This is a genomic window from Acidovorax sp. LjRoot129, assembly GCF_964253765.1.
In the GTDB taxonomy this organism is placed as follows: domain Bacteria; phylum Pseudomonadota; class Gammaproteobacteria; order Burkholderiales; family Burkholderiaceae_C; genus Acidovorax.
The window spans coordinates 4,408,140-4,433,357 of the sequence record NZ_CAXUSE020000001.1 but is presented as its reverse complement, the minus strand read 5'-3'; the positions used below and the strand labels follow the sequence as shown (position 1 = coordinate 4,433,357).

Annotated in this window: 19 protein-coding genes; 5 read left to right on the top strand and 14 right to left on the bottom strand. The window is 66.1% G+C overall.

The window, feature by feature from the left end; all coding sequences use genetic code 11:
• Positions 1-243: 243 nt before the first annotated feature.
• The 5 genes from ACSQ3Q_RS20300 to ACSQ3Q_RS20280 form a co-directional block, all read right to left on the bottom strand.
• The gene (locus tag ACSQ3Q_RS20300) at positions 244-2,400 is read right to left on the bottom strand and encodes a hybrid sensor histidine kinase/response regulator (protein WP_436136132.1); all 2,157 of its coding nucleotides are present in this window, start codon (positions 2,398-2,400) and stop codon (positions 244-246) included.
• Between the two features lie 269 nt (positions 2,401-2,669).
• On the bottom strand, positions 2,670-5,168 hold the full coding sequence (locus ACSQ3Q_RS20295) for a diguanylate cyclase domain-containing protein (RefSeq protein WP_436136131.1): 2,499 nt from the start codon (positions 5,166-5,168) through the stop codon (positions 2,670-2,672).
• A gap of 243 nt (positions 5,169-5,411) precedes the next feature.
• The gene (gene ligD, locus ACSQ3Q_RS20290) at positions 5,412-8,840 is read right to left on the bottom strand and encodes a DNA ligase D (RefSeq protein WP_436136130.1); all 3,429 of its coding nucleotides are present in this window, start codon (positions 8,838-8,840) and stop codon (positions 5,412-5,414) included.
• A gap of 7 nt (positions 8,841-8,847) precedes the next feature.
• The gene (locus ACSQ3Q_RS20285) at positions 8,848-9,030 is read right to left on the bottom strand and encodes a DUF3606 domain-containing protein (RefSeq protein ID WP_436136129.1); all 183 of its coding nucleotides are present in this window, start codon (positions 9,028-9,030) and stop codon (positions 8,848-8,850) included.
• A gap of 29 nt (positions 9,031-9,059) precedes the next feature.
• On the bottom strand, positions 9,060-9,959 hold the full coding sequence (locus tag ACSQ3Q_RS20280) for a Ku protein (RefSeq protein WP_436136128.1): 900 nt from the start codon (positions 9,957-9,959) through the stop codon (positions 9,060-9,062).
• 139 nt (positions 9,960-10,098) lie between these two features.
• Between ACSQ3Q_RS20280 and ACSQ3Q_RS20275 the strand changes: the two genes are divergently transcribed.
• The gene (locus ACSQ3Q_RS20275; protein WP_436136127.1) at positions 10,099-10,434 is read left to right on the top strand and encodes a hypothetical protein; all 336 of its coding nucleotides are present in this window, start codon (positions 10,099-10,101) and stop codon (positions 10,432-10,434) included.
• Between the two features lie 69 nt (positions 10,435-10,503).
• On the opposite strand, the gene ACSQ3Q_RS20270 is transcribed toward ACSQ3Q_RS20275, so the two are convergent.
• Entirely contained in the window at positions 10,504-10,686 is a 183-nt protein-coding gene (locus tag ACSQ3Q_RS20270) for a hypothetical protein (protein WP_436136126.1), read from the bottom strand.
• Positions 10,687-10,934: 248 nt separating this feature from the next.
• On the opposite strand from ACSQ3Q_RS20270, the gene ACSQ3Q_RS20265 reads away from it, so the two are divergent.
• Positions 10,935-11,351, top strand: a complete 417-nt coding sequence (locus ACSQ3Q_RS20265) for a surface-adhesin E family protein (RefSeq protein WP_436136125.1) — start codon at positions 10,935-10,937, stop codon at positions 11,349-11,351.
• 33 nt (positions 11,352-11,384) lie between these two features.
• On the opposite strand, the gene ACSQ3Q_RS20260 is transcribed toward ACSQ3Q_RS20265, so the two are convergent.
• Both ACSQ3Q_RS20260 and ACSQ3Q_RS20255 read right to left on the bottom strand, forming a co-directional pair.
• Positions 11,385-11,987: an alpha-ketoglutarate-dependent dioxygenase AlkB gene (locus ACSQ3Q_RS20260; protein ID WP_436136124.1), complete on the bottom strand. Its 603-nt coding sequence runs from the start codon at positions 11,985-11,987 to the stop codon at positions 11,385-11,387.
• 157 nt (positions 11,988-12,144) lie between these two features.
• Positions 12,145-13,194: a patatin-like phospholipase family protein gene (locus ACSQ3Q_RS20255; RefSeq protein ID WP_436136123.1), complete on the bottom strand. Its 1,050-nt coding sequence runs from the start codon at positions 13,192-13,194 to the stop codon at positions 12,145-12,147.
• A gap of 200 nt (positions 13,195-13,394) precedes the next feature.
• Between ACSQ3Q_RS20255 and ACSQ3Q_RS20250 the strand changes: the two genes are divergently transcribed.
• Complete coding sequence (locus ACSQ3Q_RS20250; RefSeq protein WP_436136122.1) at positions 13,395-14,186, top strand: DUF2243 domain-containing protein; 792 nt, start codon at positions 13,395-13,397, stop codon at positions 14,184-14,186.
• Between the two features lie 75 nt (positions 14,187-14,261).
• On the opposite strand, the gene ACSQ3Q_RS20245 is transcribed toward ACSQ3Q_RS20250, so the two are convergent.
• The 5 genes from ACSQ3Q_RS20245 to ACSQ3Q_RS20225 all read right to left on the bottom strand — a co-directional run bounded on the left by ACSQ3Q_RS20245 (position 14,262) and on the right by ACSQ3Q_RS20225 (position 21,906).
• A complete protein-coding gene (locus tag ACSQ3Q_RS20245; RefSeq protein ID WP_436136121.1) occupies positions 14,262-16,397 on the bottom strand; it encodes a TonB-dependent receptor family protein in 2,136 nt (711 codons plus the stop codon).
• Between the two features lie 190 nt (positions 16,398-16,587).
• Positions 16,588-17,931 (bottom strand): PQQ-dependent sugar dehydrogenase, encoded by a 1,344-nt coding sequence (locus ACSQ3Q_RS20240; protein WP_436136120.1) that lies wholly within the window; start codon positions 17,929-17,931, stop codon positions 16,588-16,590.
• A gap of 83 nt (positions 17,932-18,014) precedes the next feature.
• On the bottom strand, positions 18,015-20,576 hold the full coding sequence (locus ACSQ3Q_RS20235) for a cbb3-type cytochrome c oxidase subunit I (RefSeq protein ID WP_436136119.1): 2,562 nt from the start codon (positions 20,574-20,576) through the stop codon (positions 18,015-18,017).
• Positions 20,573-21,496 (bottom strand): cytochrome c oxidase subunit II, encoded by a 924-nt coding sequence (locus ACSQ3Q_RS20230; protein WP_436136118.1) that lies wholly within the window; start codon positions 21,494-21,496, stop codon positions 20,573-20,575. Before ACSQ3Q_RS20230 ends, ACSQ3Q_RS20235 begins: the two co-directional genes overlap by 4 nt.
• A complete protein-coding gene (locus ACSQ3Q_RS20225; protein ID WP_436136117.1) occupies positions 21,493-21,906 on the bottom strand; it encodes a c-type cytochrome in 414 nt (137 codons plus the stop codon). Before ACSQ3Q_RS20225 ends, ACSQ3Q_RS20230 begins: the two co-directional genes overlap by 4 nt.
• A 50-nt stretch (positions 21,907-21,956) precedes the next feature.
• Here ACSQ3Q_RS20225 and ACSQ3Q_RS20220 point away from each other — a divergent pair, with 50 nt between their 5' ends.
• Complete coding sequence (locus ACSQ3Q_RS20220) at positions 21,957-22,820, top strand: c-type cytochrome (RefSeq protein ID WP_436136116.1); 864 nt, start codon at positions 21,957-21,959, stop codon at positions 22,818-22,820.
• A gap of 40 nt (positions 22,821-22,860) precedes the next feature.
• On the opposite strand, the gene ACSQ3Q_RS20215 is transcribed toward ACSQ3Q_RS20220, so the two are convergent.
• Positions 22,861-23,361, bottom strand: coding sequence for a flavodoxin family protein (locus ACSQ3Q_RS20215; RefSeq protein WP_436136115.1), 501 nt, complete (start codon positions 23,359-23,361; stop codon positions 22,861-22,863).
• A 269-nt stretch (positions 23,362-23,630) separates the two neighbouring features.
• On the opposite strand from ACSQ3Q_RS20215, the gene ACSQ3Q_RS20210 reads away from it, so the two are divergent.
• Complete coding sequence (locus ACSQ3Q_RS20210) at positions 23,631-25,217, top strand: methyl-accepting chemotaxis protein (RefSeq protein ID WP_436136114.1); 1,587 nt, start codon at positions 23,631-23,633, stop codon at positions 25,215-25,217.
• The last annotated feature ends 1 nt before the right edge of the window (position 25,218 follow it).

Sequence of the window (25,218 nt, the reverse complement as noted above, 5' to 3'; positions counted from 1 at the left end):
CCTCGGGAGTTCGCGGGCCCGTCGGCATTGCGGAGATGGAAACCTACGCCCACGCAGGCGGAGATGCTGCTGACGGGTGTGGGGGAGCGGAATGATCCGTCTTGCATCGGCAAGCCCGCGATGATGAAGGACGTGCACGCCATCGGTCTGACAGACGGCGGCCTGCGGCCGTGTCAGACAACACGCCCTTGCTTTGATCTTGGCAAGCAGTTTCTCAACGGGCCTGACACCTCGCCGAGGTTCTCAAGCCAGGGCGCGGGGCGGCCCATTCTTGACCAGCTTCGCCAGCGCCGTGTAGAGCATCTGCGGCGTGCACGGCTTGGGCAGAACCTCGAAGCCCAGGTTGCGGATGCTGTCCAATTGTTCGGCGTAGCCCGTCATCAGCAACAGCTGCTGCTGTGGCCATGTCTTGCGGATGTACTGCGCCAGGCCCACCCCATCCATGTCACCGGGCATCACGACGTCGGACAGCACGATGTCCGGGCGCACGCCTTGCTCCAGCAGGTTGCGGGCCTTAGCGGTACGGTCCACGTGCGTCACCCGGCATCCGAGGGACTCCAGGATCGGGAGCAGCGATGCGGCGACGTCCTCGTTGTCCTCGACCATGAGCACAGACTTGTCCAGCGACGACAGTGTCGGGTCGGGCGCGGCCTCCGTTTCTGGCTGCTCGTCGGCCCTGGGCAGAAGCAGGCGCACGCGCGTGCCGACACCGACCTCGCTGGCAATCTCCGCCCGCCCGTTCACCCGCTGGCACATGCCATACACCTGGCTCAGGCCCAGGCCCGTACCCTCGCCCACGGCTTTGGTCGTGAAGAACGGCTCAAAAACCTTGCTGAGAAGTTCGGGCGCAATCCCAGTCCCCGTGTCGGCGACTTCGATGAGGACCATGTCTGCAGTGGGGCCGCTGGCGTCGGACTCGGTGGCGTTGCGCGCGCGGATCGTGAGCGAGCCGCCCTTGGGCATTGCATCCCGGGCGTTGATGGCCAGGTTCAGCAGGGCCAGTTCAAGCTCTGCCAAGTCGAGGGTCACGGGCGCGGTGTCGGGGTCGACCTGCACGTCCAGCTGGATCTGGCTGCCGACCGCAGGGCTGATCAGGTCCTTGATGGAGGGGAGTTTTTCTTGCAGCACCACATGCTCTGCCACCAGGGGTTGTCGGCGCGAGAAGGCCAGCAGCTGGCGGGTCAGGTTGGTGGCGGATTTCACGGCGCGCGCGATGGAATCCACCTGTTTGGTGGCCACGCCGGGCGTGGTGCGTTTGATGAGGTGCAGGTTGTTGCTGATGACCATCAGCGCATTGTTGAAATCGTGCGCTACGCCTCCGGTGAGGCGCCCCAGCGCCTCGAGCTTCTGGGCCTGCAGCAGCGCCTCTTCGGCGCGGCGGCGGGTTTCAATCTCGCGCTCCAGGCTTTCCATGGTCTCCAGCGCGGTTCTGGCGTTGCGCAGTGCGATGGTGGCGGTGAGGAACAGCGCCGCGACCGGCAGCGCACCCATTGCAAACAATACTCCCAGCTCGGAAAGCACCTCGTTGCGCAGCGCCGCCAGGCTCATGCCGGCGCCGATATACAGCGGATAGTTGCCCACCTTGCGATAGGCCAGAAAGCTGTCTTCTCCATTCAAGGACGAAATTCCGCGCAGTTGCGCCGACTCTGCCCCTTTGCTCAGTTCTGTCATCACCGGGCCGTCGGGGGACAGCTTGTCGGGCGCCTTGCCGAGATTGGGCCAGCGGGTATAGATCTCCCCGCCTTCCCTGAACACGCTGACTGCCAGCCCTGGGTCGTCCGCCACCAGATCGCTGTAGTAAGCCCCGAAATATGACGTGAGCAGGCTCACGTTAATCACCCCGCCGAAGTTTCCCTGGTCGTCGCGAAACGCCATGCTCAAGTTCAGCACCGATTCCTTGGACGTCCTGGTGATGATGGGTTTGGAGAGGTGCGTACCCTGAGCGCCTTGCTGGTGGACACGGAAGTACTCGCCATCGGACAGGTCCAGCACCGGAAACGGCAAGAGGCGGCTGCTCGCCACCGTCTTGCCCTGAGCATCCAGGATCAGGATGGACTGGATCTGCGGCTGGTCCACTGTTCGGTTGCGCAAGGCCTCGTGCAAGGCGGATTCGTTGCGGCGCAAGTCCGTCGCGTTCCGGCCGTTCACGAGCGCAAACACTTTGTCTTGCAGCGCTTCCGACGCGGCAATGACCTTGGACGCATGTTCGTGGGCCACGCGCAGCGAGCGGCTCACCCGCACCGCAGCATCGTCGCGGGCGGACACATACCGCGCGGCCCCCACGACGAGATAGATGAACAACGGCACTGCGATGCTGAGGATGGCCAGCAACCGGAGCCATCGAACTGATGCACCGGCTTGGTCGGGAGCGTTTTTGGCTGTGCGTGGGCTGTCCCGCATGTTCAGTCCTTGAATGACGTTCCTGTTGTGAAGTAAATCCGGCGTGCGGGGCCAGCACGCGATACGTTGCGGTTCAGATTAAAACCCATTCGTCACGACCCTCGGTGGCCGTCGGTTTTGTGTTCGGATTCCAACATCCGAATGTTCTTTCAATGGATCTCGGCTGTGTTTAAAGGACCGAGCCCAACGTAGCCTCCTTTCGGTGTGAGGGCCGTTGGCGTAAGTTGCCGGCACCCACGTGAAGCGGGGAGGCCTGCACGCCGGACCGCTCACAGCGGTCCATCCGCGAGGTGAATTTGGCGCTTGCCAGACCGCTTGGCATGCAGCATCGCTTCATCGGCTTCGGCCAGCAGCACCTCGGCCTGCGTACGCCCCCTGGACAACGCCACCCCGATGCTCATGCCCACGCTGACCTCCAGGCCCTCGGCAAGCTGAATCGGCGTGTCTGCGGATCGCAACAGTCGCTCGAGGATGGCGCGCCACTCATCCCCTGACAGAGGCGCGAGCAGCAGCACAAACTCGTCGCCGCCCAACCGCGCTGCGGTGTCCGTCGCCCGGATGCTGCCCGAGATCCGCGCGGCGATGGCGACGAGGAGCCGGTCGCCCGTCTCGTGGCCGTACGCGTCATTGACAGCCTTGAATCCATCCAGATCGATGAAGCACACCGCGACCTCATGCCGGAACCGTTCGGCCCCTGCCAGGGCCTGCTGCATCCGGTCGAGCAGGAGCAGCCGGTTCGGGAGCTGTGTGAGCGCATCGTGAAAGGCCACGTGGCTGATCTGCGCATGGGCACGCTTGGCTTCGGAGATGTCCACGGCCATCCAGAACGACTCTTCGTCCGACAACTGCACACCGTTGAGGTCCACCCAGAGGGCCTCCCCGTTTTTGCGTTTCAGGCGCACATCGTCGCGGTAGTTTTCACCCCGGCCCATCAGCAGCAGCGTGTCCTGCGCGAGCGCATGCTGCTCGTCCGGTTCCGCACACAACTGTTCGATGTCCATCCCGTCCAGCTCGCCCGCTCCGTAACCCAGCATCTTTTCAAAGGCTGCGTTCTTCCAGCTCACCTTGCGATCCCGCAGCTTGACCATTCCGACCACATCGCTGTTGAGCATGGCCGACTGGTCCCGCAGCAGCGCTTGCACCTGCTGCTGTGCTTCTCGCTGTGCGGTGATGTCCAGGGCCACGGTGCGGCTCATCATGAAATTGCCGTCGGCATCACGCACCGCTGTGGAGTGGATGCGCACGTAGCGCCGCTCGGCGTGGGCGGGGGACAGGCAGATGTCGATTTCGGGCGCGTGGTCCTGGGTGGCCAGCGCGATGAAATGGTCCCTGAAGTGCTGCCGGGTGGTCGCATCCAGGATCTCGGCAAACTGATGATCGGCCCCCAGTGCCGGCCCGCCCAGCCACTGGGCCGCAACTGCGTTGACATGGACAAAGCGGCCCTCGGCATCGAGCGAAAAGTAGCCACACGGGGCCTGGTCGTACAGGTCGCGGATCCGGGCGGAAGACTCTTCCAGGCTCTGCAGCAGATGCTTCTGTACGGTGATGTCCCTGGCGGACGCGAAGATCAGAAGTTGCTGGTCGATTTCCACCGCGTGCCAGTGCAGGTCCACATCGATGATGCTGCCGTCGGCGCGCCGGTGCTGCACCTCCACACGCTGCCGGTCCCCGTCCTTGATCTTGCTCAGCCACGCACCGATGCGAGCGCTGTCCTGGTTGGCGTCCCAGTTCGACACATGCTGGCCCTGCAGCTTCTCGCGTGAAGACTGGAGCATCTCCGCAAAGGAGTCGCTCAGCTCGATCAGCTTTCCGTCCGGATTCACGATGTGGATGCCGTCGCCCGCCACGCGCAGCAGGGTCTGCATGTGACGTATTTGCACACCGAGCGCACTCACTGCGGACAGCTCGCGCAGGCTGAACCGGTAGACGACCACAGCCGCTGCGCAGCTCAACGCCCACACCAGGCTGGCGAGCATCGAGACGGTTCGCATCTCCTCGACCCACTGCGCGAAGAATTTCTCGTTGTCGAGCCCCGCCATCACCAGGAACGGCCACCCATCCACCTGCCGGTAGGCCACGGTGCGCTTGCGCCCGTCGATCCTCGAGGTGGCCATGAAGCTTCCCCCTGACCGGTTGTGGCTCAGTGCCGTGAGCAACTCTTGCGGCACCTGCTGGTTCCCCACTTCGCTTGTGGCAGCGCTGCCGGGGGACCATCGGGCCAACAGCCGAAGGTCGTCGCTGCGCAAGGAAACGACGTCGCCGTCGTTCAGCTCGTAGCGCTTGAAGATGTCGACAAAGTGGTCCACCGTGACGGTGGCGTAGAGCACGCCCCGGAACTTTCCGCCCCACGCCAGGGGCCGCGCGACGATCACCACCCAATTGCCCGACACCCGGGACTGGACCGGCCCCGACACCACGGGTTTGCTCGACGCCGACTCCTTGGCTTGGTGAAAAAAGTCGCGGTTGGTGATGTTGGGCGGCTCGGAGCTCTCGGCGAGGTTTCCCCAGCGCACCAAGCCGTTCTCGTCGGCCAGGCGAAAGCCCTCTACGGTGTCCAGAACGCTGTGTTTTGCAGCCAGGCTGGTATTGATATCTTTGGCACTGGCGCCGGCCCCGAAACCTGCCCGCTGCAGGTCGTCCACCGATATCCGCAGGGCGGTGTCGATCACGCCGAGCTCGGACTGCAAATTGGCGCTGGCAATCGCCGCAAACTGCTCGGCGGTCGACAGCGCCTGTTTCTCATGGATCTCGCGGGAGGATGCGAGCACGGAAATGACCAAGGCAGTCAACGCCGCTCCGAGCAGCACATTGCCGCCGATCAACAGCCACCTCAGTTGACGGCGCTGCTGCTCGGCGCGCCTCAGAGAGATCGCAGAGTTCAAGGGCATGAAGAATGGTAACCAGACAGGACCCGGCCGGAGGCGGATTTACCCTGGCGCGGGGGGTGTCGGAGTGCCCGGACGGCTGGTTGATTCCCGTAGTCGGGCGTGACAGGGGGGCCGGCGGAGCGCTCACTGGAGCATCTTGATCCCCTGCTGGATGGATTGCTTCTTATTCCAGTACGCTTTCCACGGGTCGTCCTTCTGAAAGCTCAGATATTCCCGCGCCGTGGCAATGGTCCACTGGGCTCCGCCCTTGAGCTCGCGCAACTGCTCCCACGCTACGGGCATGGACACCCCCATGCCCGGCCGCGAGCGTGCCGAAAACGCACACACCGTGGTTTGCCCGTGGCCGTTGCGCAGGTAGTCGATGAAGATCTTGCCCACCCGGTTCTTGCCGCCCATCACCGCAACGAACTTGGACGGGATGACCTTGGCCATGTGTTTCACCACCGCCTGCGAGAACGCCTTGACCTCGGTGTAATCCCACTTGGGTGCGATGGGCACTACGACGTGCAGCCCTTTGCCGCCACTGGTCTTGAGCCAGCTTTCCAGGCCCAGCTCCGTCAGCATCACCCGGGTGAGCTCGGCCGCCTCCTGCAGCATCGGCCAGGTGACGCCCTCGCCAGGGTCCAGGTCCAGGATGAACCGGTCGGGCTGGTTGATGCGCGCGACCTTCGAGTTCCAGGTGTGAAACTCCACCACGTTCATCTGCGCGGCCGACAGCAGCGCCCGGACGGAATCCACGCCCAGCAGCGCGGCGTGCTCGGGCCACAGCGCAGGGTCAAGCTCTTTCACCCCGGGCATCTTGCTTTCAAGGTGCTTCTGAAAAAACAGCTCGCCGGTGATGCCCGTGGGCGCCCGCACCAGCGACGCCGGTCGGTTCTTCAAATGCGGCAGCATCCACTCGGCAATGCTCTCGTAGTACCGCACCAGGTCGACCTTGCGCAAGCCCGTCGTGGGGTCGATGACCCGTTCAGGATGTGTGATCTTGACCGCGCCCGTCGTGTCCTTGGGTTTTGGCGCTGCGGGCGCCGGGGCGGGGGGCGACTGGGGGCGCTCCCGAACGATCTCGCTGGCGGGCTTGTCGGTGCGGATGCCGCGAAACACGGCATGGCGCACCCGTCTGTCCGGCGTCCACTCGCCAAAGGCCACTTCCACCACCAGCGAAGGTTTCACCCAGCGCTCGCTGCCGGCCCTGCGCTTGGACCATCTGCCGGGTTTGACTTCAGCCGCGCTCACGGGGGGCGTGGTGGTTTCCAGCGGGACAAGGCGGGCATGCAGCTCCTTGCCGCCGGCTGAGTCCCAGCCGGTGCCGACCGAACCGGCATGGTGGAGCTGGCCGTCCTCGTGGTAGCCCAGCAGCAGGCTGCCGACTTCCTTGGACGCGCCCGTGCGGTTGGTAAAGCCCAGCACCACAAACTCCTGGCGGTGCTGGCATTTGAGCTTCATCCACGTCTCGGTGCGCCCAGAGACGTAGGGCGCATCGGCCCGTTTGACGATCACCCCTTCGAGCCCCATCGCACACGCTGCACCCAGCAATTGCGCTGGTGCCACCTCAAACGACGGGCTGAACCGAATGGTCTCGCTCTGGCGTGCGTCAAACAGGTCCTTGAGGACCGCCCGCCGCGCCCGCAGGGGCGTCGAGCGCAGATCCATGTCGCCCAGAAACGGCACATCGAATACAAACATCACGATGTCCCGTGTGCGCGCGCTGTCGATGGAATTTTGCAGGGCGTTGAAGTCCGGCACACCCGCGTCATTGAGGACCACGATCTCCCCGTCCAGCCAGCCACTGCTCAGGCCCAGGGCCGCCACCGCGTCGGCAATGGTTTTAAGCCTGTCTGTCCAGTCGTTGCCGTTGCGGGTGAAGACCCGCACGTCATCACCCTCGATGCGCGCCAGCACCCGGTAGCCGTCGAATTTGGTCTCGATGACCCAGTCGCCTTCGGGGATGGATGCGACCAGCGTGGCCAGCTGCGGTGCGAGCTTGGCAGGCAGGCGGGTTTTCTTTGCGCCCGCCAGTGCCGACGCGGCGCCAGGTGAACTGCTCTTGCTGAGGCCCCCGGTTTTTCCGGCCGACCCCGCACCCCTGGGTTCGCGCTCTTCAATCAACCCGAGTGGCTTCTCCACCACGCTGTCAGGCAGGGCGGTGATGACGTTGTATTCGGTGCTCGGCAGCGCCCATGCGTCGCCCCGCTTTTTGAACAGCATCCACTGGTCCTGCTTTTTTTCGCCGGGCTTGGAGATCCGTACCAGCTCCCACAGGCCGGCCAGCTTCTGGCCATGGAGCTGGAAGATGACCTTGCCTTTGGCCAGGCCCTCGCGCGGGTCACCCACGGGCTCCCACGTGCCGCGGTCCCAGACGATGACCGTGCCGGCGCCGTATTCACCCTTGGGGATGTTGCCCTCAAAGCTGTTGTAGTCGATGGGGTGGTCCTCGACATGGATTGCCATCGATTTCACCGCCGGGTCGTACGAGGGGCCTTTGGGTACGGCCCAGCTGACCATGACGCCATCGAGCTCCAGCCGGAAGTCGTAGTGCAGGCGCGACGCCCAGTGTTTCTGGATGACGAATTGAAGCGGCTCCGGGTGATCGGCGGTGACGGCCTTGCTGCGACGAGCCACCGCGCCGGCAGGCTCGGCCGTCTTGCTGAAATCGCGCTTGGCGTGGTATTGCGCCAGCGGCGGCGGGGCGGCATCCGATGCCTGCGCTGCTTTGGAGGCGCGCGTTGGCGCGGCATCGCGTTTGGCGGCGGTGGCAGCGGTTTTGCGCGGCGCGGCCGTCTTCTTGAGCGCCAGCTCGGCCCACACCGGGGCGTGGTCGCTGGCGCCCTCATGGCCGCGCTCCTCGCGGTCCACGCCGGCGTCCACGACTTTGAACTGCTGGCCCGCAAGGATGTGGTCAATGCGCAGACCCGCGTCGCGCTCCCAGCGCTTGCGCCGATAGTCCCAGAAGGTGAAGGGCACGGCCTTGCGGCGGTGCGTGTGGGCAATGGCGTCCGTCCAGCCCTGGGCCAGGATGTCGGCGTAGGCCGCGCGGGGCTCGGGCTGCAGGAGCGCGTCGTCGCGCCATGTGTCCGGCTTGTAGATATCGGCGTCGGTCGGCACCACGTTCCAGTCGCCAAGCAGCACCACGGGGTAGCCCGAATCCCACAGCTCTTGCGCGCGGCGTTTCATGCGCTCGAACCAGCGCAGCTTGTACTCAAACTTGGGGCCCGGCTGGGGGTTGCCGTTGGGCAGGTACAGGCAGGCGCAGAGCACGCCGTTGATGGCGGCCTCGACGTACCGCGCCTCCTTGTCTGCCGGGTCCCCCGGCAGCGAGGTCACCACGGTCAACGGCTCATGCCCGCGGCTCAGCAACGCGACGCCGTTCCACGTGCGCTGCCCCACCACCACCGGGTGGTACCCGGCGGCTTCAACCGCCGCGGTGGGGAAGTCTGCGGTAGGGCACTTGAGCTCCTGCAGCGCCACCACTTCGGGCTGCGTGCGCTGCAGCCAATCGACAAGCAGATCGATCCGCTTGTTGACGTTGTTGATATTCCAGGTGGCAACGCGCACAACTGCGTTACCGGTTGCCCTTTAGATGTGCTTCTACCGCCTTCGCGTCGTTGCCGGCCGCTTTTACTGCGGCCTTCAGTTCATCCGGCGTCACGCCGAACTTTTTGGCCCAGTCGCGCACCTCGTAGTCCTCGCTCAGGCTGATGCGTGTGCGGTCCTGGCCGCCAGAGTTGGTTTTGTCGTCTGCCATGGTTTTCTCCTATGGGTGGCGGGTTGTGTTTAGGCCGCCTTTTTCTGGGGGGTGGTGCTCGATTTTTTTGCGGCAGCGGTTTTGGCGCTGGCCTTCTTGGCGGGGGCTGCGTCTGCCGACTTGCGTGCGGGTTTGCTGCCGCCCTTGAGGCTGCGCTGCAGCAGCGCCGTGAGGTCGATCACCTCGCCAGACTGCGGCGCTTGCTCCTCAGGCTCCAGCACGGTCTTGCCTTCGCCGGCGTTGGCCTTCTTCTCAACCAGCTTCATCACCTGGATGCGGAACTCGTCCTTGAAGTCCGACGGGTCCCACTGGCCGGACATTTCGTCGACCAGCTGCTTGGCCATCTTGAGTTCGGCGGCGCTCACGCTCTTCTTGCCCGCAGCAGGCAGGTCCAGCGAATCGAGGGTCTTGACCTCATCGCCCCAGCGCAGAAGGTTGAGCACCAGCGCCGGGCCGGAGGGCACGAGGGCCGCCAGGTGCTGCTTGGTCGCAATCACGACCTTGGCCAAGGCGATCTTGCCGGTCTCGATCAAGGTCTCGCGCAGCAGCGCATACACCTTCTCGCTCTTGGCGAGCGGCGCCACGTAATAGGGCCGCTCCAGGAAGATGAAGGGCATTTCGTTGGCGTCGATGAAGCGCTCGATCTCGATGGTCTGCGTGGTCTTGGGGAACACGGCCTCGATCTCTTCGGGGCTGATGATGACGTATTTGCCATCCTCGTACTCCACGCCTTTGACGATGTTGTCCTTGTCGATCTCGCGGCCGGTGCGCTTGTTGATGCGCTTGTAGCCCACGGGGTCCATCGTGCGCTTGTCGAGCCAATCGAAATCGACCCCGTCGCTGCTCGCCGCGGTGTGCAGACCGACAGGGATGTGGACGAGGCCAAAGGTGATGGCGCCTTTCCAGAGGGTTCGACTTCCTGTGGCCATGGTGGATTTTCTCCGTGCAGATATCGGGGTTAGGCCGAAGTCTGCAATGGACCCGCCGAGGGCCCTGTAGGCCGTTGCTTACCGGATTGGTAGGCGTTCGTACTATTTCTTTGCCCAGGCTTGCCGCCTATGCTGCGGCATGCCCGACACCACGCTTCGCCCGATTGCATTGCACGTTGATGAGCCGACCGAGGGCGACTTTGTATGGGTGATGATCGAACGCGCTAGCCACCAGAGCTGGGCGGAAATAGACCGTGCCGAGTCGGCCGAGCATACCTACCAGGCGGCGATGGCCGCTGGGCTGATGGCTTTGCAGGCGATGGTGGACGATCTGAAGGTGGGGCCTCGCCGGCCCGTGCGGCCTTCTGGTAAGCCTGCCAAAGGTTCTGCAGACGAGAGCAAGGCCGACGACGCCGCGGAGACGGTGCAACCCGCCCGTGCCAAGCCATTTTTTGGCTTTGGGCCTGCTCGGTAGGCACTCAGCGTTGCGAAGCAGGCACCGCCTGCATCCGCGCCTGCCGCGCCTGCCGCGCCGTCCGCCGATTCAATGGCCGCTGTGGCGTTCGCCCACCGGGTCGGCGTCCTCGTCTTCCACCTCTTGAGGTCGCCGGTTGGAATCCTCTTGCGTGCGCTGCGGGCTGTCCTGCGGCGGTTGCTCGGTCGCACCGGGATCGGGGTGCGCGGGCCGGGTGGTGGGGTCGGTGGGGTTCGATGCTGCGGCAGTCATTGGAAGCCTCCGGTCATTGACGGTCAACGTAGGGGACCTCATTTGAGCGCCGCCGAGGCACCGTCTGCGGTCGGATGGCGCATGTGGGTGACGTAGGTGGCCGTGCCGTGCTCCCCGCACCCGTCTGCGCTGGCAAAGTAGACTCCCCGGCATCGGCGCCCGTGCATACCCCGGGCGACGCCGAATCCGTGGGTGGCGCGTCATGCCCATCCCCCACCCAGCCTTTCCTCCGAACCGGGGCTTCTCAGATGATCTGTGCCACCTTGTTGTGCCTTGCCGCGGCGTCCCACGCGGCACCCGGCAATGATCCGTGGTTCACGCTGCATGGAGACCCGCACGAGGCCGGCAAGAACCTGATTGAAGTGCGGCCCGAACCCGTGGGCATGGACCAGCGCGTGGTGCTGGATTTGCGCGTGTCCAGGGACCAGACGCGCACGTCGTTCAAAGGGCACAAGTACCGTTCGTACTACGCCAAGGTGGTGGTGCACTGCCCGTCGCGTACCGCGTCCTACCTCTGGCTTTCTTACTACAGCTTGCCGAACTGGCAAGGCGACGTGGTGGGGCGCGAGGAGCATGCGCAGGGCAAGGCACCCGTGCTCTTCAAGGATGTCCCGGGCGAGCCCTACAAGGGGATGATCTCGGCCGCCTGCAAAGTGCGCGGGTAGGCGCTGGCGCCGGGGCAGACGAATACGCTTAGGTCACTGGCGGGCGGTGCGGAAGGTGATCGACCACCTGTGCTCCCGGGTCGGTGCCACGCTGTGCTGCCAGCCCCACCGGGCGTCGCCCGCCAACTGGTAGATCGACCTGGGGGCGGCCATGAGCTGCACCATCTTGCGCGCCGCAGTCTCGGGCGGAAACGGCCGAAAGCGCAGCAGGGCGTGGCCGCCCAGCGATACGCCCACGATGGTCTCGAAGTCGGGCACATCACGGTGCCAGCCCAGGGGCGTGCCCGGCGCGTATTCGGCCACCAGCGCATGCACCAGCGCTTGCGGTGCAACGTGGAGCCAGCGGGCCACCCGCTCCCGCAGCCCGTGCAGGCGAGGGTCCAGCGCCACCGCGGGGAGGAGGCGGTGGGTGTCAAAGTCGTAGGAGCCGCCAAAACTCACCACGCGCCTGCGCGCCACGTACTGCTTGTACTGGGCCGCCTGGAGCGGTAGCGTGGCAATGACGCCGATCAGCGCCTGTTCTTCCGCAGCGCTCAGAAACTCTGCCTGATAGATCAGCCCATCGATGGAAGCCGCGATGGGCGCGTCGCCAAACAGCTGCGACTGGGACTGCGATGGAGATGCCGGACGCACCATCGCCGTCACTGGAAAACGGCGGCGCCGCCGCGTGCCCCAGCGGCCCTGGGCGCTTTTGGCGCTTTGGGCCTGTGCGCAGCGCGCGGGCGCTTTTCGCGCAAGGGCCCAAGATGTTTTGCTATGAAAAACATAGCTATCAGCGCTTATGGATTAAGCTCTAAAGGCCAATTTCACTCAATTTTCCGAGCGCTGCGCCGCTGGCGTAGGGCTGCAGGTACAGCGCCGCAATGTCCGCCGATGCCTGCTGCCCCAGCTGGTCGCCGTGTTCATCCAGCCACGCATCGCACGCCCGCCGGCCGTCTTGCCGCAGCATTTCAAACACCACGCGCCCGACCGTGCGTTTGATCGAGGGCTCGGTCGCCAGCTTGCCGGCGGGCTGGTTGGCAATGCTCAGCACGTGCATGCGGATGTCTGCGCTGGGGACGTGGCGGTTCACGGCGTCCAGAGCACGCAGTTCGGAGACCAGCCCGTTGACCGACGCCACTTCGTTGATGCGGTTCAGGATGTTCTTGGCCGACAGCGGCGTTTCGGCGCGGTGCAGTGGCGTGAGTTCTACCAACAGGATGTCGCTGTCCAGGTTGTCCTCGTACAGCGGCCACAGCGCGGGGTTGGCCGAATAGCTGCCGTCCCAGTACGCCTCGCCCTCAATCTCGACCGCCTGGTAGGACAGCGGCGCGCAGGCCGAAGCCAGGATGGCATCGATGCTCATGTCTGCGGGGCCGAAGATGCGGGCGCTGCCGGTTTGCACATGGAGCGCATTCACGTACAGCCTGGGTGCGGCGGCCGCCTCGCGCAGCAGGCCCTCGTCCACAACCGTGTCCAGGATGTGCCGCAGGGGCGCCATCCCCAAGGGGTTGACCTGGTAGGGCGACAAGAGCGGCAGCATGTCGTCCCACACGCCCATGCCCGGCTTGCGCAGCGGCGTCATCAAAAAAGTCATCAGCGAACCTGCCTGCGCCACCTGCTCCCACAGCATGGCCAGGTGCTCCTTGGCCCCGGCACGGCCGCCGCGCGCAAGGCCCGTGGCCAGCGCCGCACCGTTCAGGGCGCCGGCACTGGTGCCGCTGATACGGCCGATGTCGATGGGCTCCTCCTCCAGCAGGCGGTCGAGCACCCCCCAGGTGAATGCGCCTTGCGCGCCACCGCCCTGCAAGGCCAAGTTCAGCTTTCGACGTGTGGGCGCGGCGCGGCGTTTCTCTTTTGCCATGGCAGTCTTTCTGAAAACGCCCATGCTACGGACGGCTTGCGCGCGGCCTGTCAGCCAACACCCCGACCCGCGACCGGCAAAACCAGATGCACACAGGGCCGCCTAGCTGCCGGACCACCGCACGGAAACAGTGTGAAACCGCGGCCCCCATTAGCCCGGCCTTCTGCTACGTTGATCGGCCAATCCCAGGAGGTTTGCTGATGGTCACCACCGCTTCATCGTCGCCGCTCCGATGGGCCGGCATCCTGCTTGGCTTCGCGCTCGGCGGTTTCTACGACGGCATCCTCCTGCACCAGGTCCTGCAGTGGCACCACCTGCTGTCGAACGTGGACGCGGTGCGGGACATGCGCATGCAGGTGCTGTTCGACGGGCTTTTCCACGCCCTCATGTACGTGGTCGCGGCCGTCGCGTTGGCCAAGCTGTGGAAGGCACGCGCAGCCGCAAACGGGCCCGGAGCCGGCCGCCAGCTGTGCGGTTACGCGCTATTGGGTTTTGGCGTTTGGCACATCGTCGACAGCGTTGTCTCGCACTGGATCACCGGCATTCATCGCATCAAGATCGACTCGCCCTCTCCCTTGGCGTGGGACCTGTTCTGGTTCATTGCGTTTGGCATCGTGCCGGCATGGATCGCCTGGATGCTGCTGCGCCGCGGCGCAACGGGGAGTGGCGGCAGCGATGGACGGAGGGTTGCCGCGACGTTGGCCGCGGCGGCGCTGGTGGCGGGGCCGATCGCCGCGGTACCCGCTGCTTCGGACCCTTCACAGATCGTGGTGTTGTTCGCGCCCGGGGTGCCCGGGCACCAGGCGTTCAACGCATTGGCGAGCGTCGACGCCAGGGTGGTCTGGGTGGACCGCTCGGGGGGGATGTGGGCCGTGCAGATGGATGACCCCAAGGCCGCAAGCACGCTGTACCGGCACGGAGCCTTGCTGGTGAGCAACACCGGTTTTTCGCTGGGGTGCCTGACGTGGACAAAGGCTGCGTTGCGTGGGTAGGGTGAGCGCTCCATCTGGCACGACAGCAGCTGGCGTGCGCTGACTGTCCGCCACCGCACCGCTACTCCAGCACGCTCAGAGAAACTGCGCCCGCACACCCACCATCAAGCGCCGGCCGGCTGCGGGCTCGAAGAAGCGGCCGTTGCCGTCGTTCACGATCAGCGTGCCGGCGTAGCGCCGATTGAAGAGGTTGTCCAGGCGCGCCCAGAACTGCCAGCGGGGGGCACCCTCCGCTGCGCCGCGCACCTGGTAGCTTGCATGCAGGCCTGCCACTGCAAAGCCTGCGGCGGAGTTGGTGTTGGTGTCGTTGGCAAACACAGCGCCAGAGACGCTGAGCGTGCCGCCCACGCGCCACTGTGGCGCCGGCGCATGGTCGATGGCCAGCTGCGCCACATGCCGTGCCGTTCCGGGCAGCCGGTTGCCCGCGGCCACGGTGGCGCCGCCTGCGCCCTGGTAGCCAGAGCCAAAGTGGGCGTCGAGGTAGGTGTAGCTGGCGCGGGGCGACCAAGCGCCCAGCGTGCCCCGCCATGCCAGTTCGAGGCCGCGGCGGCGCACGTTGTCCACGTTTTGGTAGACAGAGCGGCCGCCGACGGTTTCCACCGGCACGATCTCGCCGCGGCTGCGCGTGTCGAACCACGCGGCCTCCCACTGGTGGCTGTTGCCGCGCCATTTGGCGCCGATCTCCCACTGCTGGCTGCGCGCGGCCGACAGCCCGTAGTTGGGGCCGGCGTTGCCGGGGCTGTACGCCATCTCTGCCAGCGTGGGGGTCTCAAACCCGCGGCCGATATTCGCGTACAGATTGAGCTGGTCGGTGGCGCTCCACACCAGTCCCACGGCCGGGCTGGTGTGGCGCCAGCTGCGGGCGCCGCTGTCGTCGGGGTTGGCCGCGGTGATGTATTTGTCGTCCACCTGCACACGCACCTGGCTGGCGCGAAAGCCCGCCACGGCGCGCCATTGCGGCGACAGCCAGGCATCCACCTGGGCATACACGTCGGTGTTGGTCGCGCGGTCGTCTTCGTTTCGGCGCAAGTCCCCGCGGGCGCCGGCCTGGTTCACAAAACCCTGGCGGTGTTCGGACATGCGGTGGGCTTCCACGCCCGCCGTCCAGGTCAGGGGCAGACCCGAGGCCGAACGTGTGGCGCGCGTCCAGGCCATGCCCAGGCCGCCGTACCCACGGTCCAGGTCCACAACCCCGCCGGCGCTGTTGGCGGCCGCGCCGCTGAAGGAAAGGTATTGCGTCAGCTCGCGGGCACCGCCGTAGGCGCGCAGCTGCACGCTATCGGTGTCATTGAACTGGCGCTCCACCACCACGCCCAGCTGGCTCTGCGTGACCGACTTGCGGGTGTCAAAAGCCGTGGCCACCGCTGCGGCCTGGCGCGGTTGGGTTTGCAGTTGCGCCGCCGTCAGGCCCAGCGGGTCTTGCGCCAGCGGCTGGTCGTACAGGTTGAGCAGTGTGGTGATGCGCGTGCGACCATCGGGCCGGGCCACCAGCTTGCCGTTGAAATGTGTCCGCCGCGCGGCGCTGTGTGTGCGCCAGCCTTCCGTCTCAAAGTGCGAGAGGTCCACCAGGCCGCCCAGCTCCTGGTCGCCAAAGTCGAGCGAGGCATCCACCAGCCGCTGGCCGTAGGTGCCGAAGGCCATGCCGGCCTGGGCGCCGCCGCCAGGGCGCGGATCGCGCGTGGTGACCTGCACCACGCCCCCGGCGGCGTTGCCGTAGAGCTGGGCCAGCGGGCCGCGCAGCACGTCCACCTGTGCGGCGGAGGGCAGGTGCGCCGTGGCGGCCTGGCCTTGCCCGTCGGGCATGGTGGCGGGAATGCCATCGACCAGGATGCGCACACCGCGCACGCCGAAGGTAGAGCGGGCGCCAAAGCCCCGCACCGCGATCTGCAGATCCTGCGCATAGTTGCCGCGGTCTTGTGTGACGACGCCGGCTTGCCCGGCAAGCAATTCGGACAAGTGGACGAGCGGCGAGGGGGTTGAGAACCCGTCGACCGTCACGCTGCTGTGGCTGGCCGCGCTGTCAAAGCGGCGTTGGGCCTGCGCGCTGTCGATCACTTCAACAGTGCCCAGGGAGGGTGGCGCGGCAGGGGATGGCGCGGTGGCGTTGTCCTGTGCGGCGGCATCTGCGGGCACTGCGATGCCAATGCAGCTGACCACGATGGGGGCCAGGCTTTGCCAGCGAGAGAAAGGCGAAGGCAGTTTGTGCGGCACGGCGTTCCAATGCGCTAGGTTTTCAGGTCAGGTGGCGGCGGCGAGGAGCCTGCGCGGCAAGGCATCGAAGCGAAACGCGCGACAACCGAGGATCGTGTGGTGCTACCGACAAGCCCAGGGTAGGCCCCTCGGCGCCGGAGGTAGTACTGCACGAGACCGGTTTGTCGCGCGTTCCGCCGTGGGCGGTGCTTCAGTCCGTGCGCACCACACGCCAGATGGTATTGCCTACATCGTCGGCCACCAGCAGCGCGCCTTTGGCGTCCAGCGCCACGCCCACCGGACGCCCGTGCGCCTTGCCGTCCTTGCTCAGGAATCCGCCCAGGAACTCCACCGGCGGACCCGAAGGCCGCCCGCCCGCAAAGGGCACAAAGACCACGTTGTAGCCCGTCAGCTCCTTGCGGTTCCACGAGCCGTGCTGGCCGATGAAGGCGCCACTGGCGTACGCGGCCGGCATGCGGGTGTCCGAAAAGGTCATGCCCAGCGGCGCTACGTGAGACCCAAGGCCGTAGTCCGGCGCGATGGCCTTGGCCACCATGTCGGGGTTGGCGGGCTTCACTCGCGTGTCCACCTTCTGGCCCCAGTAGCTCCAGGGCCAGCCATAGAAGGCGCCGTCCTTCACCGAGGTCAGGTAGTCGGGCACCAGGTCGTTGCCCAGCTCATCGCGTTCGTTCACCACGGTCCACAGCACCTTGGTCTGAGGCTCCCAGCCCAAGCCATTGGGGTTGCGCAGGCCGCTGGCAAACAGCCGCTTGCTGCCGCTGGCCAGGTCGACCTCCCAGATGGCGGCACGGCCCTGTTCGGCCTCCATGCCGTTGTCCGCGATATTGCTGTTGGAGCCCACGGTGGCGTAGAGCTTGCTGCCGTCGGGGCTCGCAAGAATGTTCTTGGTCCAGTGGTGATTGGCGCCGGCGGGCAGGTCGGTGACCTTGGTGGTGGGCGATGTGATCGACGTCTGGCCGGCCTCGTAAGCCACCTTGACGATGGCGTTGGCGTTGGCAATGTAGAGCTGGTTGCCCACCAGCGCCATGCCGAAGGGTGACACCAGGTCCTTGAGGAAAACGGAGCGGGTTTCAGCCTCTCCGTCGCCATCGGCATCGCGCAGCAAGGTGATGCGGTTGGCACTGGGCGTGGCCGCGCCGGCGCGCTTTTGCACTATGCCCATCGCCTTGCCGCGCAGGCCGTCAGCGTGCACATTTTTGGAGCCGGGTTCGGGGTCTGGCTTGTTGCTTTCGGCTACCAGCACGTCGCCGTTCGGAAGCACATAGACCCAGCGGGGATGGTCCAGCCCCTTGGCCAAGGCCGTGACCTTGAAGCCGGTGACGGCATGCGGCATGGCACCCTGCGGCCATCCCTCGGCGGGTGCGATGTTGACCGTGGGCAAGAGGCGCACCGCATCGGGTGCGGGCAGTTGGGGGTTCGGTCCCACGCCCGGTGGGGTGAGCGGCTGGGCGTTGGCGAGGACCATGGTGCCGGCCAGCAGCGCAAGGAGCGGCCGCCGGGGTGCTGGGAGCTTGGAGCCGTCTTGCGCGTTCATCGGCGCAGTATGGGCAGGCAGCTGCCCGGACAGCTGTAGGCCAACACCGCAAACCGGCTCTAGCGCATCCCGTCCACGGCTCGTCAGCCGCTCATCAATGCGGGTAGCAGGCGCACTAACGCCATGCCCACGATGGCCTGGGCCACGGTGCCGTGCCACATCAGGGCGGTGTTGTCCAAGGTGGCCCTTGCATTGGGGCTCAGCCTGCCAGCCCACGATCGGACCAGCACGTAGCTGCCCATCACCAGCAACACCAGGGCGTGAAACCCCTGCCATGCCACCAAGGCGGCCACCGTGGCGCTCCAGGCGTTGGCGCGTGGGTCCAAGCCCGCCTGCAGGTGCGTGGCCAGGTCCAGGCCCAGGGCGCCCAACGCGGTCACCATGGCCAGCGCGACGGCCAAGCGCAACAGGCCCTGCCGGCCGCGCTGCAGGCACTGCACGGCCCCCACCATCAGCGCCGAGGCCGCAAGCAGTAGAGCCACGGACCACATGCCCCCGGCCGGCAGCCGCGCACCGGGCGGCGGGCAGACATCAAGCGCCATGGACACGTGGATGTGCGCGAAGCCGAAGGACGCAAAGATTGTTGCGTCCACCGCCAGCAGGATGACGGTGGCCCACCACGAATGCGATGCCGTCCCAAACGCGCTGGCAGGGACGCTCACTCCGTCGCCGATGGTGGCCATGGGCGCTGGAGGCGGTCGGTCCGAGCCCCACAGCCAGACCAGCATCGCCGCCACGGACACGGCGCCCGCGATGAAAGCCGGCACGATCCACGCCACGGTCAGCAAGAGGAAGAAGCCTGCGGTGCCTGCTGCCGCCACAAACGGTGCCCAGCCATCACCCGGCAGGCGCAACAGGTGGCGGATTTGCGCGTTCACCGGGCTGGTGACCAATGTTTCGCGCCCGCCGAACACGGTGCCGGGAAGCCAGTGCCTGCCTGCCACCACCTCTTGTGGCAGGGATGGACGGGCCCATAGGGGCTCGAGCGATGCCACCTGCGGAATGCTGCGCACACCGTAGTCGCCCTGAGGCAGCCATTCGAGCGAATCGGCCTTCCAGGGATTGCCGTGGTCGCGATGGGGGCGCAGCAAGGTGCGCACCAGGTCGATCAAACACAGCAGAACGCCCACCGCGAACACGTAGGCGCCTGCGGTAGACAGCAAGTTCCACAACGTCCAGCCCAGTCCGTCGGCATAGGTGTACACCCGCCGCGGCATCCCGGCCAGGCCCGCAATGTGCATGGGAAAGAACGCCAGATTGAAGCCGCCAAACATCAGGCCAAAAACCCAGCGGCCCCAGCGCTCGGAAAGCTGGTGCCCGTTGTACAGCGGTGCCCAGTAGTAGATGGCGGCAAACAGGGGAAAGACGAGCCCGCCCACCAGCACATAGTGCAAATGCGCCACCACAAAGTAGGTGTCGTGTGCCTGCCAATCAAACGGCAACACGGCCAGCATCACGCCCGTCAGGCCGCCCAGCACAAAGATGAAGTGAAAGCCCAGCAGAAACAGCGAAGGCGCCGACATGCGCACACGGCCTTGCCAGAAGGTGGCGATCCACGCAAACACCTGCACGCCACTGGGAATGGCCACCGCAAAGCTGGCGATGGACGTGACATGCAGCGCCAGCGGGCCCAGGCCGGCGGTGAACATGTGGTGCATCCACAGCAAAAAGCTGATGGCCCCCACAGCGATCAGCGCCGCGACGATGGCCCGGTGGCCCACCAGCGAGGTGCCGGCCATCACCGGCACCATCATCGACACCATGCCGGCCGCGGGCAAAAAGATGATGTAGACCTCGGGGTGGCCGAAGAACCAAAAGAGGTGTTGCCACAACAGCGGGTCGCCCCCGCGCGCCGGGATGAAAAAGGGCCAGTCGAACGCACGCTCCAGCTCCAGCAGCAGCGTGCCCGCAATCAGCGCCGGGAACGCAAAGATCACCATGAACGCTGCCACCAGCACGGCCCAGGCAAAAGCGGGCATCTTGGCCAGGGTCATGCCCGGCGCGCGCGTGAACAGGATGCCGATGATCAATTCAATGGCGCCCGCAATGGCCGAGATCTCGATGAAGCCGATGCCCAGCAGCCACCAGTCGGCACCGATGCCCGGGGAGTATTCCTTGCCGGTGAGCGGCGGATACATGAACCAGCCGCCATCGGGCGATGCGCCAAAGAACACCGTGCAGAAGAAGGCGGCCCCGCCGATGGCATAGGCCCAGAACGCATAGGCAGACAGGCGAGGGAAGGGAAGGTCCCGCGCGCCCAGCATGTTGGGCAGCAGCCAGACGGCCACCGCTTCGACCACCGGCACCGCGAACAGAAACATCATGACCGAGCCGTGCATGGTGAACAGCTGGTTGTACGTGCCTGCGCCCACCAGGGCATTGCCGGGCAGCGCCAGCTGTGTGCGCATGACCAGCGCAAGCACACCGGCGAGCACAAAAAAGATCAGCGCCGTGGCAAGGTAATACACGCCGATGTGGCTGTTGTTGACCGCCGTCAGCCGGCGCCATCCTTTCGGCGGCTCCCACGCGCGCTGTAACGCCTCGAGTTCCCCTGGGGGGCGAGGCAGGCTGTTGGCCAACGCTTCGCCCAACGCAACATCCAGCGCCGGCGCTGTATGAAGTGGTGTGGCCGGGGTACGGTTCATTGCAGCGATCCCAGCCATGCGCCCATGGCGTTCAACGTAGGTGTGTCCAGCCGGTCGTACGAGGGCATGCGGGCACCGGGTTTGATGTGCTGAAGGTGCGCCAGCCACCGCGCGCGGCCGTCCGGCGTGTTGGCGAGCGTGCCCGCGCCCAGGTACGGCCGGCTGCCGATGTGCGTGAGGTCCGGACCCAGTTGGCCTGCGGCACCCGCACCGCGCACGGTGTGGCATGCGTCGCAGCGCTGCGCCAGAAACGCATCGCGTCCCAGCGCCAGGGCCGGGGTTGCGGGCGGCTGGGCTGGCTGCGCCTGCACCGCCAGCCAGGCATCAAAATCGGGGGGCGCGAGGCCCACCACGTGCAGTGCCATCTGTGCATGCTGCTCGCCGCAGAACTCGGCGCACTGCCCGCGCCAGGTGCCTGGGGCGGTTGCCGTCACCAGCAGGTGCTGCATGCGGCCGGGCAGCATGTCCATCTTGCCCGCGAGCTGTGGAACCCAGAAGCTGTGGATCACGTCGGCGCTGGTCAACGCCAGGTACACCGGTTTGCCCACGGGGATGCGGATCTCGTTGGCCGTCACGATGTCTGCGCCGGTGGCGGGGTCGCGGTAGCGCACCTCCCACCACCACATGTGGGCCTTGACGGTCACGATGAGTGCACCCGCGGGGGGCGTAGGCCGCCAGACGGGCGTGTGCGGCAAGGTCCATGCGAACAGCGCGACCAGCACCGCCGCCGGGAATGCCACGCCACCGCCCCAGATCCACCAGCGTGTGTTCACACCTCGCGCGCGCCGGCGCAGCGACCACGCCAGCAGCAGCATCACGCCCACAAAGATGGCACCGCCGCCCGCAAACAGGACCCAGGTCACCGTCTCGATGGCGTGGGCGGCGTCGCCCGCCGACTGCAGTACGCCGCCGGCGGTCATCGGAGGGAAAACAGATAGGCGGCCATGGCCTGCCCTTCATCGGGCGAGACGCCCATGCGCGGCATGGCGGTTCCGGGCACCAGGGCTGGCGGATCGGTGATCCACCGCGTGAGCACGTCGGCGTTGTTGGGCAATCTGCCGGCGATGTAACTGCGGCGGCTCCAGGCCCTGAGGGTTTGCGCCGTCTCGCCGCGTGCCGCGGGAATGCCTGGGATGGCATGGCAGGAGCCGCATTGGTACTGCGCGATGAGCGCCTTGCCGCGGGCCACCTGGGCCTTGTCTGGCACTTGCGCTGGCGCCTGCGCGTGCACGGCCCCCGCGAGCAGCACCTGGACCAACACAGCGGCCGTTGCCCACACGCGGGATGCGCTGCAGAACGGCGGCTCGGCGATCTGTGCGCTGGAGATCATCGGTGCATTCTGACGCACAGGGTTCGCCACACGGCCCAAAATGAAGCCAGATGACCCAGCCCAAGTTGTTTCTGATCGTTGCCGCGACCGCCTCCGCATTGGCCGTGGCGGCCTTGCTGGGCGCAGCGCTGGTCGTGTACGGTGGGCTCTACGACGTCGCCGCCACACGGCAGCACTCTCAGCCCATGTACTCGGTGCTGGAGGTGGCCATGCGCCAGTCCGTACGGTTGCGCGCACGGGATATCGCTGAACCGCCGCTCGCCGATGAGCGCATGGCCTTGCGCGGCGCGGCCTGTTTCAGGGACAAATGTGTGCAGTGCCACGGAGCGCCGGGGGTTGCGCAGGGTGACATTGGCAAAAGCATGCAGCCCTTGCCCGGGCCGCTGGTGGATGCCAGGCAGCACTGGCGTCCGCGCGAGCTGTACTGGCTGGTGCGCCATGGTCTCAAGATGACGGGGATGCCGGCCTGGGAGTACCGCCTGGCCGATAGCGAGATCTGGGACGTGGTCGCCTTCATGCAGCACCTGCCGACCCTGAACGCCACGCAGTACGCACACTGGCAGCAGCGCACCGGGGCGGAGCCAGCGATGCCCGCCTGCGGCCGCACCACAGAGACCGTTGCGCCGACCACGGCGGTGGATGTGCAGCGGGGACGGCAGGCGCTGCACCAGTACGCGTGCACAGCCTGCCACAGCATTCCTGGCGTTACCGGCCCCGCGGCCTTTGTGGGGCCACCACTTGACCGGTTCTCCACCCGCGGGCTTATTGCCGGCACGCTGTCCAACACGCCGGACAACATGGTCCAGTGGCTGATGCACACCCAAAAAGTCAAGCCAGGCACCGCGATGCCGGAGCTGGGCGTGGCGCCGCAGGACGCGCGGGACATGGCTGCTTACCTGGCTACATTGCGCTGATCGCGCCGGTGGAGCCGTCCGTGCCGTGCCGGCACCGCGGCTAGAAGACTCCCAGCGCCAGACCAGCAGCCATCGCGGCGCCCAGCGCCCGGCAATGCACCAGCTCTTCATCGCGGATCTGCTTCGGCGCCAGGATGGCGTCCGGCGTCTGGGCATGGGTGCACACAATGAGCGGCTCTGCCACCGCCCGCAGCCGCCAGCCCGTGGCAATGCGCTCGATCTGCCTGGCCGCGTTGTGCCCGTCGCTTCCCGCGCAGACCAGGCTGGCATACGGGCGGCCATTGATCTGGTCGAGCACGGCGTAGTAAGTCCGGTCAAAGAAGTCCTTGAGCTGCCCGCTGATGGCTGCAAGGTTCTCGGGCGTGGCAAAAATCAACCCGTCTGCGGCCAGTACGTCCGTCGCGCCCGCTTGCGCAGCCTGTAACAGCCGCACGCCAACCCCTGCTTCCGCGGACGCCCCGGCGTACGCCGCCTGCGCCATCTGGCGGGTGCCACCGGTCATGGAGTGGTAGACGATCAGCAAAGTCTTGGGGGTGGCCATGCGCTCAGCATAGAGGCTTCCTCCGCGGGGCTCGCCTTCGTGATGCCTCAATGAATGCTTGAACGGCCCGCCACGCGGCCCAGAAGCCGCGAACGGCGCCAAAGTTGCCCGGCCGGCACCCGCGTCCACCCCCATTGACCGGTGTCCGATATGCGCGTTCAATTCTGTCGATAAAGCGGGGGTTTGGGAGCCTGGCGCGAGGGGGGCCTTGTCGCGCACAAGGCAGCGTCAGGACCAGACCATGGGACCACAACACAAGAGGTGACACCATGAGCATCGCACGACGCCTTCATGCCATTTCGTTCCTGCTCATTGCAGGCCTTGCGGGGATTGCGGTACTGGCCTGGGTCTACCTGGGCGAGGTGACCCACCAGACCGACCTGGTGGCGCAAGAGGAGGTTCCGCGGCAGCTCCAGGCCAGTGCGATGGAATTGAACATGACGCGTTCGTCCCTGCAGCTGCGCCATGCGATGCTGGTGCGCACCCCCGAAGAGTTGGCTGCCACCCTGGGGGATATTGCCGAGAAAAAGCGCTTGATAGACGCGGACTTCGCCAGCTTCACGAAAGACGCCCACACCTCGGCTGAAAAAGCCCTGAACGCCGAATTGTCCAAGGGGTTCGAAGCCTTCTGGCGCGTTGCCGAGCAGAACGTTCAATTGATCAAAGAGGGAAAAAAGGACCCGGCCTTTGATTTTCTGGTGGCTTCCACCATTCCCGCCCGCAACGCGGTGCTCGCTCTCCTGAGCAAGGAGAAGGCGCACCAGGCCGAGCTGCTCAAGGCCAGCCTGGAAGAGATTGAGCGGGATGTCCGTCTTACGCTGCGGGCACTGGTCAGTGCGGTGGTGGCTGTGGCGGTGGGGTTGCTGCTGTTTTCCTGGCACATCGGCGCCACCCTCCAGCGCAGGGTGTCGGCCTCTCAGGCGGTGGCAGACCGGGTTCGGGATGGCGACCTCACCACACCGGTGGTTGACACCTCCCGCGACGAGTTCAGCCCCTTGCTGGCGGCCCTGGCCGTGATGCAGGACTCGCTGACCAAGATCGTCAGCGAGGTACGCAGTGGCTCGGAAACCGTGGCTGCGGCCAGCTCACAGATCTCGATCGGCAACAGCGACCTGTCGACCCGCACGGAGCACCAGGCCAGCGCGCTGGAGGAAACTGCGTCGGCGATGGAGGAGCTCAACTCCACGGTGCAGACCAATGCGCAAAGCGCGCGGCAGGCCAACGTGCTCGCCCAGAATGCCTCTACCGTGGCCAAGCAGGGCGGCGATGTGGTCTCCAGGGTGGTGGACACCATGAGCGGCATCAACGAGAGCTCCAAGAAGATCTCCGAGATCATCGGGGTCATCGACGGCATTGCCTTTCAGACCAACATCCTGGCGCTCAATGCTGCCGTCGAGGCAGCACGCGCCGGAGAGCAGGGGCGCGGATTTGCGGTGGTGGCGTCCGAAGTGCGCAGCCTGGCCGCGCGGTCTGCCGCCGCAGCCAAGGAGATCAAGACACTCATCGCCACCAGTGTCGAGCGCGTGGCAGCCGGGACCGCATTGGTGGGTACCGCCGGACAAACAATGACCGAGGTTGTCTCCTCCATCGAGCGGGTTACGGAGACCGTCGCGCAGATCAGCGCCGCCGGCACGGAGCAGAGCGAGGGCGTGAACCAGGTCAATGTGGCCGTCAACCAGATGGACCAGGCCACCCAGCAAAACGCGGCACTGGTCGAGGAGATGGCCGCAGCGGCCAGCAGCCTGAGCGTTCAATCCAGGAAGCTGGTGGAAACCGTCGCTGCCTTCAAGTTGCCGGGTGGGGGCCGGCACGCGGAACTCGCCGGCCCGTCAGGGCAGAAGCTGATTGCGGCCTGAG

Excerpts from the sequence above, each read along its gene's own strand:
- ACSQ3Q_RS20220 (WP_436136116.1), top strand. The coding sequence starts at position 21,957 with ATGACCCAGCCCAAGTTGTTTCTGATCGTTGCCGCGACCGCCTCCGCA.
- ACSQ3Q_RS20250 (WP_436136122.1), top strand. The coding sequence starts at position 13,395 with ATGGTCACCACCGCTTCATCGTCGCCGCTCCGATGGGCCGGCATCCTG.
- ACSQ3Q_RS20275 (WP_436136127.1), top strand. The coding sequence starts at position 10,099 with ATGCCCGACACCACGCTTCGCCCGATTGCATTGCACGTTGATGAGCCG.
- ACSQ3Q_RS20235 (WP_436136119.1), bottom strand. The coding sequence starts at position 20,576 with ATGAACCGTACCCCGGCCACACCACTTCATACAGCGCCGGCGCTGGAT.
- ACSQ3Q_RS20280 (WP_436136128.1), bottom strand. The coding sequence starts at position 9,959 with ATGGCCACAGGAAGTCGAACCCTCTGGAAAGGCGCCATCACCTTTGGC.
- ACSQ3Q_RS20210 (WP_436136114.1), top strand. The coding sequence starts at position 23,631 with ATGAGCATCGCACGACGCCTTCATGCCATTTCGTTCCTGCTCATTGCA.
- ACSQ3Q_RS20240 (WP_436136120.1), bottom strand. The coding sequence starts at position 17,931 with ATGAACGCGCAAGACGGCTCCAAGCTCCCAGCACCCCGGCGGCCGCTC.
- ACSQ3Q_RS20260 (WP_436136124.1), bottom strand. The coding sequence starts at position 11,987 with ATGGTGCGTCCGGCATCTCCATCGCAGTCCCAGTCGCAGCTGTTTGGC.
- ACSQ3Q_RS20215 (WP_436136115.1), bottom strand. The coding sequence starts at position 23,361 with ATGGCCACCCCCAAGACTTTGCTGATCGTCTACCACTCCATGACCGGT.
- ACSQ3Q_RS20265 (WP_436136125.1), top strand. The coding sequence starts at position 10,935 with ATGATCTGTGCCACCTTGTTGTGCCTTGCCGCGGCGTCCCACGCGGCA.
- ACSQ3Q_RS20255 (WP_436136123.1), bottom strand. The coding sequence starts at position 13,194 with ATGGCAAAAGAGAAACGCCGCGCCGCGCCCACACGTCGAAAGCTGAAC.
- ACSQ3Q_RS20285 (WP_436136129.1), bottom strand. The coding sequence starts at position 9,030 with ATGGCAGACGACAAAACCAACTCTGGCGGCCAGGACCGCACACGCATC.
- ACSQ3Q_RS20230 (WP_436136118.1), bottom strand. The coding sequence starts at position 21,496 with ATGACCGCCGGCGGCGTACTGCAGTCGGCGGGCGACGCCGCCCACGCC.
- ACSQ3Q_RS20300 (WP_436136132.1), bottom strand. The coding sequence starts at position 2,400 with ATGCGGGACAGCCCACGCACAGCCAAAAACGCTCCCGACCAAGCCGGT.
- ACSQ3Q_RS20270 (WP_436136126.1), bottom strand. The coding sequence starts at position 10,686 with ATGACTGCCGCAGCATCGAACCCCACCGACCCCACCACCCGGCCCGCG.
- ACSQ3Q_RS20225 (WP_436136117.1), bottom strand. The coding sequence starts at position 21,906 with ATGATCTCCAGCGCACAGATCGCCGAGCCGCCGTTCTGCAGCGCATCC.